This window comes from Rhodococcus sp. 21391, from assembly GCF_016772255.1.
Taxonomy (GTDB): domain Bacteria; phylum Actinomycetota; class Actinomycetes; order Mycobacteriales; family Mycobacteriaceae; genus Rhodococcus_F; species Rhodococcus_F opacus.
Genome location: NZ_CP063781.1, coordinates 7,318,385 through 7,330,808, shown reverse-complemented (window position 1 = coordinate 7,330,808; position 12,424 = coordinate 7,318,385). Strand labels below are relative to the sequence as shown.

The following is a 12,424-nucleotide window of genomic DNA, read 5'->3' as shown; positions in this document are numbered from 1 at the left end:
TTTCTCCCGAAGCCCCCTCCGCGTTACACCCCGCGTGTCGCGCGCCCGGCGAGGCCCCCCATCGTCATGTCGTAGAGGACGGTGGCCAGCTCATTTCGCCGGTCGCGGAGGTCGCGGCGGAGGTATTCGAGGCTCACCTCCCGGTAACTGACGGTGAGCACCAGCAGCAGCGCGTCGAGGTCGACCCCCGGACCGATCGCGGACGGATTCAACGTCACATACGTACGCAACAGGTCGCGGCACCGTTCCTCGATGCGGACCGAACGGTGAGCGGTGAGGGCCAGGTGCGGCGCGTCGTTGAGCAGCGAACCGAGGATGTCGCGATACCTGTCCAGGACTGCGAGAAGCTGGGACTGCAGGGCCGCATCCTTCAGGAACGTGCCCTTCGCGACGGCGTGCTCGAGCTGCGTCCCGAACATAGCCGTGGTTTCCTCCATGATCTTGTCGATCAGGACCTCGATGATCTCGTCCTTGTTCGCGAAATACTGGTACACCGATCCCTTCGAGATGCCGGCGGCCTCCGCGATGGCGTTCGTGCTGCAGCCGGTGTAGCCCTTGGCCCGCAAAACCTGACCAGTTGCCGACAGGATGCGCGCGACAGTCTCCTGCGACCGCTGCTGAGAGGGGTCTTTCCGCTGGCCAGTGCCCATTCGCTGAACCCTCCCGATCTGCCTCACAATGCGACTTGTACCCGTCCGATTCGGTGGGGTGAACTGTAACTCACAGCCCCTCGAACGGGGGCTGAGGCACAAAGACGCCCCCTTCTCGACTACCGAATCGAGTGCACCGCAATGACAGAAACCCAGTCCCGGGAGTCGGCGGCCGGCTTCTCCGACTTCACCCCGCCGCGGCGGTTCGACATGGACTCGGAGTGGGGTCGGCGCTCGATGCGGACGCTGTCGCGGTTCGTGCACGGCGACCCGACACCCACCGCGGCGGAGCGGGAACTCCACGCCCGGGCGGTGGTCAGTCAGGACGAGATCGGTGCCGCACTGGCGCGGGCCGTCCTCGTCGACAAGACCGTGACGATGGCCCAGTTCTCCCGGGCACTCTCCGACGGCATCGGCAGCGTGCCCGACGCCGCGCCACCGCTGGTCGCGTTCTTCGATGCAGTGGACAGTCGGCCGTCGTGGGTCGACGACCGCCGCCTCGAGCACGGGGCCGCCGTCTGCCTCCGCAGTGGCATGACCGGACTCGACCTGCTCGCGACCGGTTCGCTGATGAACGGCTACCGCAGCGCGGCCACCTCCCGCCAACTCGTGGCCACCGGCAGGCTCGTCGGGGACGGCGCCGGTCAGCGCGTGGCCGAGACCGTGCGGTGGTGGTACGAGTGCGTCCTGCCCGGCGGCATGGATCGCGACCGCCGGGGCTGGCAGTTGTCCGTCCACGTGCGGTTGATGCACGCGTTCGTCAATCTGACCCTGCTGCAGGACGAGAGCTGGGACGTGTCCGACTGGGGCATGCCGATCAACCAGTCGGATCAGGCCGGGACGCTCGCCCTCTTCTCGACGACGTTCCTCGTCGGACTCCGGTCGCTGGGGGTGTGGGTCTCCGCTGACGAGGGCCGCGACGTCATGCACCTGTGGCGGTACATCGGCTGGCTGATGGGCATCGACGAGCACTGGCTTGTCGACGACGAGAACACCGGACGCCGCAACATGTGCCAGATCGGGATATTCGCTCCCGGCCCCGACGAGAACTCGAGGGTGCTGGCCGACTCACTGCAGAAGTCGTGGGCCACGTTCCACTACCCGCACGCACAGTCCCTGCGACGCCGGCTCAACCGCCAGCGCCTGCTCAGCATCCAGCGGATGTTCTCCGGCAAGCGCGGCATGCGAGAACTCGGATTGCCGGTCGTGCCCGCCTGGTTCGCTCCGCTGGCACTGGTGGGGAACGGGACGCTGCACGGTGCGGCCCGAGTGAGTCCGGCCGTCCGCGAACGCGTCGGCCGACGCTCCCGGCGGCGAGTGGAGGCGTGGCTCGCCGCCAACGAGACGTCGTCGCGGGTTCAGCGGCGCTCGTAGATGCCGCGGACGTATGCCGCCTGCCCGGCATGCTGCAGATCGTCGGAGACGACGCTGATCAACCGGACACCGAGAGTGACTGGCGGATCCCAGTTCTCGTCGACGATCCGGTCGAGGTCGTCCGGCCCGATCGACTGGACGTAATCGACGGTGCGGTCGTGTACGGCATCGTGATACCCCCGCAGGAGGTCGGCGCCGGTCCGCACCTTCGCCACCTCGTCCGCGGAGTGCCCGTAGCCGATGTCGGCAACCGGGAACGGGAGGTCGAGGCGCTCCACCCACCCGCCGGACGTCCACACCTGCGCGGTGCCCGCGACACCGGCGACGTGGTCGTCCTGCACTCGCGTCAGATGCCAGATCAGCCAGGCGATGGTGTTCGCCTTCGCGTCCACCCGAAACGTGAGGGCGTCGGCGGGGAGATCGGCCAGCGTGGAATGCACGGTCTCCTGAATGCGATCGAAGGCGTCGGTCAACAGCGCGCTATGGTCCACGATCTTCCTTTCGTCGTGTTCACATCACGTCCACTATGACCCCCTCGGGCTCACAGAACCGGCACGACATGTCCCCAGTACCCCGGGCGGCCGCTGACCACCACGGCCGGGCTACACCGGTGACGATCCGAACCGCCGAGCGTCACGGCTTCCGGAGATCGCGGTATGCGTGGCTCGGGTACTGATCGTCTCGGTCAGGTCGGTGACCGTGGCCGCGGGTATCCCGTCATGTTCGTCGATGCCATCCACGTCAAGATCCGCGACGGTCAGGTCGCCAACCGGCCTATCTATGTCGCGATCGGCGTCACCACCGCCGGAGAACGCGAGATCCGCCCCCGCGAGCGGGAGGTACCCCCAGGGTTGTGGGCCGGAGTTTCGTGCTGCTGCCTGAGGTTTTCCCACTGATCGGCGTGTCGTTGATCTTCGACGTGCAAGCCCGCTGTCGCCGTGTCCGCGGGGGTCGATGTGCAGATCCCGAAAGCAGCCCCGGCACGCGGGTTGGGCGGAGGTGTGAGGGTGTCGGCTGTGGTTGGCTTCTGCGTTCGGCCTCGAGTAGGGAGCTGAAGGCTCGGCTGCGGAGGAGATCGTGGCGCTTCCGTTTTCATGACACGGACCTTGCGATCACGGCGTCGAGGTACCGGCTCGCGGCGTCCTCGACGCGGGCGCCCTCGGCGACCATCGGCCACGCACCGTCCATGCCGCCGACAATGGCCGCGCGGGAGAGGAACCTCTCCCAGAACGCCGGTGACCCGAACTCGCCGCGCCACTGCAGGGCGGGAAGGGTGACCCGGTGCAGGGTGTGCTCGTGGGTGGTCCCGATCGCGCCGTGCACCTGGTGGACGTTGCGCACCGCCACGGCCAGGGCCTGCGAAACGACGCTGCGCGCGACCGCAACGCGGAACTGGGACAGCTCGCCGTCGAGGTCGTCGGTGAGGGCGTCGGCGAGCGCGGTGTCCACGGCAGCGCGGGCCAGCACGGACTCGGCGGCGATGTCGACGACGAGGTTCTGCACGGACTGGAACTTCGCCAGGGCGCGACCGAACTGGCTGCGGGCGGTGGTGTGCTCAATCGCCGAGGCGAGCATGCCGTCCATCGCGCCGACGCACTGCAATGCACGGGCGAGCGCGCCGCGCAGGACGTACGCCTCGACGGCCGCGGTGGGTACGGGTGACCAGGAGATGCCCTCACCGACGGTGACAGAGCCGGTCGGCACTGCCGAGATGCCCTCAATGGTCGTGATCGTCAACCGGTCGGTTGGCACGTCCGCGAGCTCGTGGGTATCGCCGGCGGGGCGCACGCACACGACGGTGGCGGTGGCACCGGCCCACGGGACACCGTGCGCGGTCCCCGAGGAATCGAGCAGCGCGACGGTGGCGGTGGAGTCGGACGAGTCGTCGATCCCGGCGGCGCGCCGGAGCGGCCCGGCCAGCAGGTCGGTCTCGGCGTACGGGACGGCCACACCGGCGGCAGCCGCGGTGCGCAGGAGCGCGGCGGCTTCGGCCCAGCCGGCTCCGCTGCCTCCGGCGTCCTCGGGCGCGGTGAGCCGGGCGACGCCGACCTCCCGCAGTGTCGACCACACGGCGTCGGCGTCGGGCCGGACGTCGGGGCCGGAGAAACCGGAGACGACGTCGGAGAGCATCGCCTGCAGGTCCTCGTCGACGGAGAGGTCGACGGTCGTGGCGGTGGTCATCAGCGCATCCCCAGTCCCCGCGCGATGACGCCGCGCAGAATCTCGTTGGTGCCGCCGCGGAGCGTGAAGCCCGGGCGCTGGTGGAGGCCCGCGCGCAGCAGGCCGTGGATCTCGGCGACCGCGGCGGTGCCGTTCGTGCCGGCGAAACCGGGTGCCAGCTCGTCGCCGAGCCGGGTGGAGACGGTGTCGACGATGTCACCCTCGGTGGCGGTGCCGAGCAGCTTGACGAGGGCTGCCGGGGTGTCGGCGGGTTCACCGCGCTGCAGCGCGCCGGCGATGTTCTGGCTGAGGTTGTGCAGTCCGGCCATCCGGGCCACGGTCCGGCCGAGGTCGCTGCGCTCGGGCAGGGCTCCGGTGGAGATCGCACCGATCTCCGCGGCGAACAGGCGGAACGAGGAGAGGAACCGTTCAGGGCCGCTGCGCTCGAAGGCGAGCTCGGAGTTGACCTGTTCCCAACCGTTACCGAGGGTGCCGAAGACCATTGAGTCCGCCACGAAAACGTCCGCGAGGACGACCTCGTTGAAGTGGTGGTCCCCCGAGAGGGAGACGATCGGCCGGATGGTGACGCCCTCGCTGCGCAGGTCGACGATGAACTGACTCAGACCCGCGTGACGGTGCGAGGTGTCGAGCGGTTCGGTGCGGCACAGCGCGATGAAGGCCTCCGCGTGCTGGGCCCCGGAGGTCCACACCTTGGTCCCGGTGATCCGCCAGCCGCCGTCGACCTGAACGCCCTTGGTGCGGACACTGGCCAGGTCGGAGCCGGAGTCCGGTTCGGACATGCCGATGCCGAAGCAGCACTCGCCGGCGGCGATGCGGGGCAGGTAATCGTGCTTCTGCTCCTCGGTACCGTAGCGAAGCAGGGACGGGGCGATCTGTCGGTCGGCGACCCACTGCGCGGCGACGGGGGCGCCCACGGAGAGCAGTTCCTCGGTGACGACGAAGCGCTCGAGGTGGGTTCGGCCGCGGCCACCGAACTCCGTGGGGATCGTCATCCCGACCCAGCCGCGTTCGGCGAGGCGTCGGGTGAAGTCCTCGTCCCAGCGGGTGAGCCAGGTGTCGATCCAGGGTATGAACCGCCCGGCGTCGACCTCCTCGGCGAGAAACGCGCGTACCTCGGCACGCAGGGCGTTCATCTCATCGGTCGCCACCGTGGTCGGTGGCGCGAGAGTCGAACTCATGGGGCCTCCTGATGAGTCCTGCCCGGGCGGCGCCCGGGCGATCGGGGTCGACTGTGCCGCTGTTCGGGGAGTGCGCACAGTCAAATCAAGGGTTAGTCCACACCGCGGGTCGCCCTGCCGCGGAGGATGCCCCGCATCACTTGGAAAGTGTCCCAGAAACGCCAGAGATACACAATAGCGAAGCAGACTACGTATATACGCTATCTGTTGAGCGCGAATGCATTGCTACGCTTTCGCAATGACGGAAACTTCTCCGGCCGCCGGAGCCGTACCTTTCGAGCAGGTTCCCGAGCGTCCCCGCCATCGCATGATCGACCGGGTCGCGGCAATCCTCGAACTCGTCGCCCGCTCCGGTGCCGGTCTCACCCTCACGGCCGTGGCAAAGGCTCTCAACGCCCCAGTGAGTTCGGTGCATGGGCTGCTCAACGGTCTCGTCGCCGTCGGCTACCTCGACGAACGCGACCGTGTCTACACCCTCGGTACAGCGCCCTACCTGCTCAACGTCATCGCGGGACGCCCCCCGGTCACGTCGATAAGTCACGAACAGCTCCAGCAAGTGCACGCCGAGGCCGGACTGACCATCGCGCTGTCCACCTCGGTGGGCGACGACCTGTTCTACGTTGACCACGTCTCCTCTGAACCGGAGTACGCGTACCTGGCGGAGAACCGCCTGCGGCGCTCCCTGCTGCGCACGTCCGCGGGGTGGCTGCTACTGGCCGACCGCGAGCAGCGCGACATCTGGGCCTACCTCAACTCCCGCCCGGTGGCCGACGCCGACTACATCGAGCAGTTCCTCTACGCCCTCGAGGCACTACGGGCGACCGGCGTGTGTGCCGCCCCGGGCGTGGCTGTCGAACGCGGTGACGGCGTGTCGGTGGCTCTCCGGGAACGCGGCCGAACCATCGCCACACTCGGTGTGGTCGGCGTTCGCGAGACGATCATAGAGCGGCGCGACGAGCTCGCTAAGATCTGTCTCCGGCACGCCGAGGAGTGGGGCTTTCGCTGACCGCCAGGCGCGCGACTCCGTGCGAATGCCGAGTGCACGAACGTTCTCACAAGATGTCGGACGAACGCGATCTCTCTTGTCAACGCCCCTGATACTTGCCGGCGCGTTTGCCCGCGAACGCCGTCAGCGCCTCATGGTGGACCTCGGTGTGATGCGCGAGCGCCCACGGAGCGGCCGACAGCTCGAGAGCAGTGACTCCAACGGCTGGTGCTGGGACTCCCGCAACAGGAGAGCTTCGTGCCACTGGGGTCGTTCCCGGTGCGGCGAAGAACGCGCGGGGCGAGGCGACCCGCAGGTTAGTCGAGCACATCGGGTTCGCCCATACCGAGGGCGATCTCACGACGTTGACGGCGGTGACCAGGGGCAGGATCGACGCTGATCAGACGCGTCTCGAGCTGGAGCCGGAGTCGCAGGTCCGCGCGGGCGGGGATGCGGTGGTGCGCTCGCACTCCAGCGAGGTCCTGTGGGCCGACCTGGCCGGGACGTACTAGGCGCTGGGGTTCGATGAGATCGGCGATGAGACATTCAAAGTCGCTAGTGTGCGCCCGACTGATCGAGCCGAACAGCAAACTCGACACGACCGGGCGCTCGAAGACATCGGCGTCCAGGCACCCCCCGAAACACGATCAACGCCAACCTGCGGGGCCGTCGTTCATCGTCGCCTCCCGAACCTCCCCCAGGGAACTCGAGGATCACTTCGGCCGCCGCGGTAACACTATCGCCGAAGGTGACACCGCGGAGCTGACCCGCTCGATGGGCCAGGGCCCTGACCGGCGCGACCGCAGGGTGGTGTGGCACTAAAAGTGGCAGCGCGCCTAACGCGACCGGCGCACCACTAACGCGCAGATCCACCGCACCCAGCGCGTAGGCGACCGGGCAGAACCACTACGAAGGTAACGATCCGTCAAGGTCACCGGACAGAGCGTCATCCTGGATGAGGCATCAATCGAGCGGGCCCGCCAGTCCGCCGGCCACAAGGGCTACGTCACCGACATCGAGCCGACCGCGATGGTCGGAAAGGCGGTCGTGGCCGCCCATCACAACCTGCGGAAAGTCAAGCAGTTCTTCCGCCTCGCCAAGTCCGAACTGAAGGCCCGACCGGTCTTCCACCGCACTCGGGAGTCGATCGAGGCGTACCCGACCATCGTGCTCGTCGCTCCAGCCATAGCCCGCCCGCGCCGCGCGGCCAACGCAGCAAAACACTACTGAAGCGCCCGTGTTTTACGTAGTTATGAATTATTCTCTTTAGTTGCGGACTTGAAGCCTGAAGCCTATGGTGTACACCACATCCCAAGCGAGACTTGGTCGCAGTCACACAGGTTCCAGGTCTCGCTCCCCTCCAGCTCGTTCGGCCCTCTAATCACCTCTGATCAAAGGGCTACAGCGAGCGGCAACCCTGCCCCATCTCAGTGTTCGAAAGGTCCAAATCGATGACCGCAATCCACGCTCCAAAGAACGACCTGGCACAGTCTGCGGAAACGCCTACCTATGACGTCATCGTTGTCGGTGGCGGTTTCGGTGGCATCTATCAGCTACGCCATCTTCGGGACCGGGGATTCTCTGTGATCCTCCTTGAAGCCAGTGGCGGTTTCGGCGGGGCATGGAGCCTCAATCGCTATCCGGGAGCAAGGGTGGACAGCCACGCACCGGTATATCAGTTCACTGACGAATACCTCTGGAAGGATTGGGACTTCTCGCAGATGTACCCCGATCATGAGGAAATGCGTAGCTATTTCAATTATGTTGATTCCAAACTGGACCTGAGCAAGGACAGTCGATTCAACACTAAGGTCGTGGGCGCGACGTTCGACGAAGAGCAGCGGATGTGGAGCCTCGAAACACAGGACGGAGCCACTTTCCGGGCAAGGTTCGTGGTGTTCGCGACAGGGTCGACCACGGAACCCTACACACCATCCATCCCAGATATGGATGCGTACCGAGGAGAACTGGTTCATACCGCCCGATGGCGTTCCGATCTGGACATGACGGGAAAGCGCGTCGCGATTATCGGAACTGGCGCAAGCGCTGTTCAGGTAGTGCAGGAAGCAGGCCCAGTAGTCGAAAACCTCACGGTTTTCCAGCGCACTCCGAATATTTCGTTGCCTATGCAACAGAAGTACTTGGACGATGAGGAACAAGCCGCCCTCAAGAACAAAATGCCCGATGTTGCCGCGAAATGTCGCGAAACCCACGCAGCGATCGACTACGACTTTGACCCCCGGAGCGGTTTCGAAACCCCAGAGGACGAGCGCAATGCTGTTTTTGAGCGCCTCTGGAATCAGGGCGGATTCGCATTCTGGCTGGGAAATTTCTCGGACTATCTATTCAATGACAAAACAAATGCGCTGACATACGAGTTCTGGAAGAACAAGATCAAGCCCCAGATCAAAGACCCAGTCAAAGCAGAGCTGTTGGTCCCAGAAATCGCCCCTCATCCCTTCGGAGCCAAGCGGCCGGCCCTCCATCAAAACTATTATGAGGTGATGAATCAGACGAACGTCTCTCTTGTCTCCACCAAAGAGACCCCGATCGTCGGATTCACCGAAACCGGGATTCGCACAGCCGACGGAGTCGAGCACGGCGAGTTTGACATTATCGTTCTCGCCACAGGCTTCAACAACAACACCGGCGCACTAACCTCGATCGACGTTCAGAACGCGAATGGCGTCACTTTACGTGACAAATGGAGCCAGGGCGTAGACGCGTACCTCGGAGCAGTCACAGCCGGGTTCCCGAACGCCATTTTCGTCTACGGCCCCCAGAGTCCTGCTGCATTTGCGAACGGGTCCACGAACGCCGAGCTTCAGGGCGAGGTCATGGTCGACTTCTTCGAATTTCTTCGGTCAAACGGACTAACCCGTTTCGAATCGACAGTTGAAGCGGACAAAGCTTGGACCGCGCACATCAACGAGACCGACGACACGGCGCTATTCAATCGGGCGAAGTCTTGGTATAACGGGGGCAACATTCCGGGCAAGAAAATGCAGATGCTGCAGTATCTAAACGGCGTGCCGACATACTTGCAGTTCTGGCAGAAGGAAAAGGAGTCCGGATATACCGATGGGCTGACCGTGTCATGACTTTTCATCACTTGGTCGCTATATCATGGACCCGGTCGATCGATGACTCGAATATATCGGCTTTCGCAACTGCGCTTGATCAGCTGTCCGCCGAATGTACAGAACTGCTGCATGGCTACGCTCATGGAAGAGACGTCAGTTCGCGCGACGTGAGCAGCGACTACGGGATTTCCGCTGCGTTTCATGATCCAACAGGCTATGCCGAGTACGACGTGCATCCTGCTCATATTCGCGCCAAGGAGCTGCTCTCCAAGTTCGCGGCGAAATACACCGTAGTGCAATTTGAGGCGTGACTAGCGCCTAGGATGCGTTAACTCGAAGCTGCAATTGCCATATCTACCACCGAAAGGGCAGGCAATGAAGAACCATTCACTGCAGACAATATCCAGTGGGCATGGATACCTCGAAGCACCACGCTGGCACGATGGTCGACTATGGGCCAGCGACTTTTTTGGCAAGCACGTCCTTCATTTCGAAGAGGACGGCAGCCACACTGCATTCGCGACGCTCGAAGAGTCACCGTCTGGGCTCGGTTTCCTACAGGATGGATCGGTCTTAGTGGTCCTCTTGGATCCGACGAAGAAGAAGGTTGTGCGAATCGCGTCCGACGGATCCGTCAGCGAGTACGCCGATATCGCGCATATCGCCCGCGGAATGGCAAACGACATGCTGGTATCGCCGTCCGGACATGCCTACATTGGTAACTTTGGCTTTGACCTCGGTGCTGAGGATCCGAAGGCAACAACTTTGGCCCACGTAACACCCGAGGGCAACGTAAGCAGAGTTGAAGGCGATGCGATATTCCCGAACGGAGCTGCTCTCAGTGCGGACGGTCGAACTTTGCTCCTCGCGGAGACTTTCGGTCACCGGATTGATGCTTTTGACGTAAACGCCGATGGTTCCTTGACTAATTTCCGAGTGTGGGCACAACTCGACGAGAGCATGCACCCTGACGGGATTGCACTGGACACCGAAGGTGGCGTCTGGTTCGGCAATGGCCTGACCAACGGTCCGGAGAGCGGCTTCTATCGCGTTGAGGAGAGCGGCGAGATCACCGATTCCGTTCTCGTGCCTGACGCCTGGGCTGTTGCGTGCACGTTCGGCGGATCAGACCTGGATGTGCTGTACATGTTTTGCAATGCGACCACTCTCGAGCAGTTCGGTGAAGGTAAGTCACAAGGCACCGTCCGCACCGCGCAGGTGAATCGACGTGGCGTCGCACAGTAGGCCGGCCTGATCTCCCTAGATGTGGGCCGTCCGTACGGAGTTCGATCGGGCCCGAGACGGACCGATCGGTACGGTGCCGAGCAGTCATCTAGTCATTCGCTTCAACTGTAGACGCTCCAGCGCTTTGCCCTTCGTTTGGCTGCGGCAGCGTATTGACCGTAATCGTCTTTCGTAAGCAACCTTGGAAGACAAGGTATATGACCACTTTAGAGAGGTTACATTATGCCCCCAGCCGGTGGCGCCGACCGCAGACAGTTTTATATTAACGGTCAGTGGCGAGAGGCTGTCGACCCAGAATTATTTACTATTGCAGAAGCAGCAACCGAGCGGCCGCTGGGCGTTGCCGCAATGGGTGGTCCTTCGGAGATTGACGAAGCTGTTTTGGCCGCGCGGGCGGCACTCGACAACGGCCCCTGGGGGCGTTCCACCCCGCACGAACGGGCCGAGACTATGCGGCGGTTCGCCGATAGCCTCGAGCGCCGAGGAGAATCCACCGCGCGCTTGGTCAGTCAGCAGAATGGCATGATTAGGCCTTTATCGATTATCAGTAACGCTGCGGCCCCGGTAGCGATACTGCGTTCAATGGCTGAGCTCGCCGAGGCACGGACTTTTGAGACTCGCCGCCCCAGCAAGAAGGGGCACACCATTGTGCGGCAAGAGCCAGTCGGTGTTGTTGGTGCAATCGTTGCGTGGAACTATCCTCAGTTGCTGGCTATGGCCAAGATCGCTCCTGCTCTCGCCGCTGGGTGCACTATCGTTTTGAAACCAGCCCCCGAAACTGCGCTTGACGCCTACGTGCTCGGGGAAGCAGCGGAAGATGCAGGTCTGCCGCCTGGAGTCCTCAACATTGTTGCTGGTGGCGTTCGCGCGGGCGAGGCCCTTGTGGCCCATCCGGGTGTGGACAAGATTGCATTTACCGGGTCAACGGCTGCAGGGCAGGCGATAGGCGAGGCGGCAGGCCGGTCCCTTAAGAGGGTATCGCTCGAGCTCGGTGGCAAGTCGGCGGCCGTTGTGCTCCCTGATGCGGATCTGGATGTCTTCGCTAGGAGCCTGGACGACGCTGTGTTCAAGAACGGGGGGCAGACGTGCACCACAAACTCCCGTATCTTGGTTCCCCATGGTCGTTCCCGGGAAGTTCTAGATGTCCTGGCTGCCTATGTGGATGATCTGGCGATGGGGGACCCGCTTGACGACGCGGTCACTTTGGGCCCGATGGTGAGCGATCAACACCGAGAGCGAGTTAGAAACTATATCCGGCTCGGGGAGTCTGAGGGATTCCAGCTTGTCCGTGGCGGCGCCGAGCCGCCTGATGGCCTAACGCGAGGGTGGTTTGTTTCGCCTACCATTTTTGGAGGCGTGGACAATAACAGTCGACTGGCGCAGGAGGAGATATTCGGTCCTGTCATCTCCGTTATCCCGTACGAGTCCGAGGATGAGGCCGTTCGTATCGCAAATGACACCGTCTTCGGTTTGGGCGGGGTCGTCTTTACTGAGGATCACGAGCATGGCCTAGATATCGCGTCACGTATCAGGTCTGGCACAATGGGGATCAATTATTTTTCGATGGACATGGGCTCCCCCTTCGGTGGCGTGAAGCACAGCGGAATTGGGCGAGAATTCGGCCCTGAGGCGCTGGATTACTATCTTGAATACAGGTCCATCTATGTCTAGTCGCCTCGGAGCCTTCCGACCCCACTCCCTGTTCAATTGGATGCCTAGAGGCTTCAT

10 protein-coding genes and 2 pseudogenes are annotated in these 12,424 nt (G+C 63.6%); 8 read left to right on the top strand and 4 right to left on the bottom strand.

The features are described from left to right. Positions 1–23: 23 nt before the first annotated feature. A complete protein-coding gene (locus tag GO592_RS34055) occupies positions 24–650 on the bottom strand; it encodes a TetR/AcrR family transcriptional regulator (protein WP_007299840.1) in 627 nt (208 codons plus the stop codon). 141 nt (positions 651–791) lie between these two features. Here GO592_RS34055 and GO592_RS34050 point away from each other — a divergent pair, with 141 nt between their 5' ends. Then, the gene (locus GO592_RS34050; protein ID WP_007299839.1) at positions 792–2,024 is read left to right on the top strand and encodes an oxygenase MpaB family protein; all 1,233 of its coding nucleotides are present in this window, start codon (positions 792–794) and stop codon (positions 2,022–2,024) included. On the opposite strand, the gene GO592_RS34045 is transcribed toward GO592_RS34050, so the two are convergent. Continuing rightward, complete coding sequence (locus GO592_RS34045; protein ID WP_005564483.1) at positions 2,009–2,515, bottom strand: mycothiol transferase; 507 nt, start codon at positions 2,513–2,515, stop codon at positions 2,009–2,011. The genes GO592_RS34050 and GO592_RS34045 overlap by 16 nt on opposite strands. 219 nt (positions 2,516–2,734) lie before the next feature. On the opposite strand from GO592_RS34045, the pseudogene GO592_RS34040 reads away from it, so the two are divergent. Next, positions 2,735–2,887 (top strand): annotated as a pseudogene (locus GO592_RS34040) (transposase); the annotation flags it as partial. Positions 2,888–3,116: 229 nt separating this feature from the next. On the opposite strand, the gene GO592_RS34035 reads toward GO592_RS34040, so the two are convergent. Both GO592_RS34035 and GO592_RS34030 read right to left on the bottom strand, forming a co-directional pair. Then, on the bottom strand, positions 3,117–4,205 hold the full coding sequence (locus GO592_RS34035) for an acyl-CoA dehydrogenase family protein (protein ID WP_007299838.1): 1,089 nt from the start codon (positions 4,203–4,205) through the stop codon (positions 3,117–3,119). Beyond that, entirely contained in the window at positions 4,205–5,383 is a 1,179-nt protein-coding gene (locus tag GO592_RS34030) for an acyl-CoA dehydrogenase family protein (RefSeq protein ID WP_007299837.1), read from the bottom strand. The genes GO592_RS34035 and GO592_RS34030 overlap by 1 nt, the downstream gene beginning before the upstream one ends. A 238-nt stretch (positions 5,384–5,621) precedes the next feature. Here GO592_RS34030 and GO592_RS34025 point away from each other — a divergent pair, with 238 nt between their 5' ends. From GO592_RS34025 to GO592_RS33995, 6 genes and pseudogenes are all read left to right on the top strand, one after another. After that, positions 5,622–6,389, top strand: coding sequence for an IclR family transcriptional regulator (locus GO592_RS34025; RefSeq protein ID WP_009475828.1), 768 nt, complete (start codon positions 5,622–5,624; stop codon positions 6,387–6,389). A gap of 266 nt (positions 6,390–6,655) precedes the next feature. Then, positions 6,656–7,562: pseudogene (locus GO592_RS46710) on the top strand (IS1634 family transposase); the annotation flags it as partial. Positions 7,563–7,819: 257 nt separating this feature from the next. Next, positions 7,820–9,469: a flavin-containing monooxygenase gene (locus GO592_RS34010; protein ID WP_007299832.1), complete on the top strand. Its 1,650-nt coding sequence runs from the start codon at positions 7,820–7,822 to the stop codon at positions 9,467–9,469. Beyond that, positions 9,466–9,762, top strand: coding sequence for a Dabb family protein (locus tag GO592_RS34005; protein ID WP_039952558.1), 297 nt, complete (start codon positions 9,466–9,468; stop codon positions 9,760–9,762). Before GO592_RS34010 ends, GO592_RS34005 begins: the two co-directional genes overlap by 4 nt. Positions 9,763–9,826: 64 nt before the next feature. Next, positions 9,827–10,696 (top strand): SMP-30/gluconolactonase/LRE family protein, encoded by an 870-nt coding sequence (locus tag GO592_RS34000; protein WP_039952557.1) that lies wholly within the window; start codon positions 9,827–9,829, stop codon positions 10,694–10,696. A 222-nt stretch (positions 10,697–10,918) separates the two neighbouring features. Next, positions 10,919–12,367 (top strand): aldehyde dehydrogenase, encoded by a 1,449-nt coding sequence (locus GO592_RS33995; protein WP_039952554.1) that lies wholly within the window; start codon positions 10,919–10,921, stop codon positions 12,365–12,367. Positions 12,368–12,424: the final 57 nt, after the last annotated feature.

Excerpts from the sequence above, each read along its gene's own strand:
- GO592_RS34035 (WP_007299838.1), bottom strand. The coding sequence starts at position 4,205 with ATGACCACCGCCACGACCGTCGACCTCTCCGTCGACGAGGACCTGCAG.
- GO592_RS34050 (WP_007299839.1), top strand. The coding sequence starts at position 792 with ATGACAGAAACCCAGTCCCGGGAGTCGGCGGCCGGCTTCTCCGACTTC.
- GO592_RS34025 (WP_009475828.1), top strand. The coding sequence starts at position 5,622 with ATGACGGAAACTTCTCCGGCCGCCGGAGCCGTACCTTTCGAGCAGGTT.
- GO592_RS33995 (WP_039952554.1), top strand. The coding sequence starts at position 10,919 with ATGCCCCCAGCCGGTGGCGCCGACCGCAGACAGTTTTATATTAACGGT.
- GO592_RS34055 (WP_007299840.1), bottom strand. The coding sequence starts at position 650 with ATGGGCACTGGCCAGCGGAAAGACCCCTCTCAGCAGCGGTCGCAGGAG.
- GO592_RS34000 (WP_039952557.1), top strand. The coding sequence starts at position 9,827 with ATGAAGAACCATTCACTGCAGACAATATCCAGTGGGCATGGATACCTC.
- GO592_RS34005 (WP_039952558.1), top strand. The coding sequence starts at position 9,466 with ATGACTTTTCATCACTTGGTCGCTATATCATGGACCCGGTCGATCGAT.
- GO592_RS34010 (WP_007299832.1), top strand. The coding sequence starts at position 7,820 with ATGACCGCAATCCACGCTCCAAAGAACGACCTGGCACAGTCTGCGGAA.
- GO592_RS34030 (WP_007299837.1), bottom strand. The coding sequence starts at position 5,383 with ATGAGTTCGACTCTCGCGCCACCGACCACGGTGGCGACCGATGAGATG.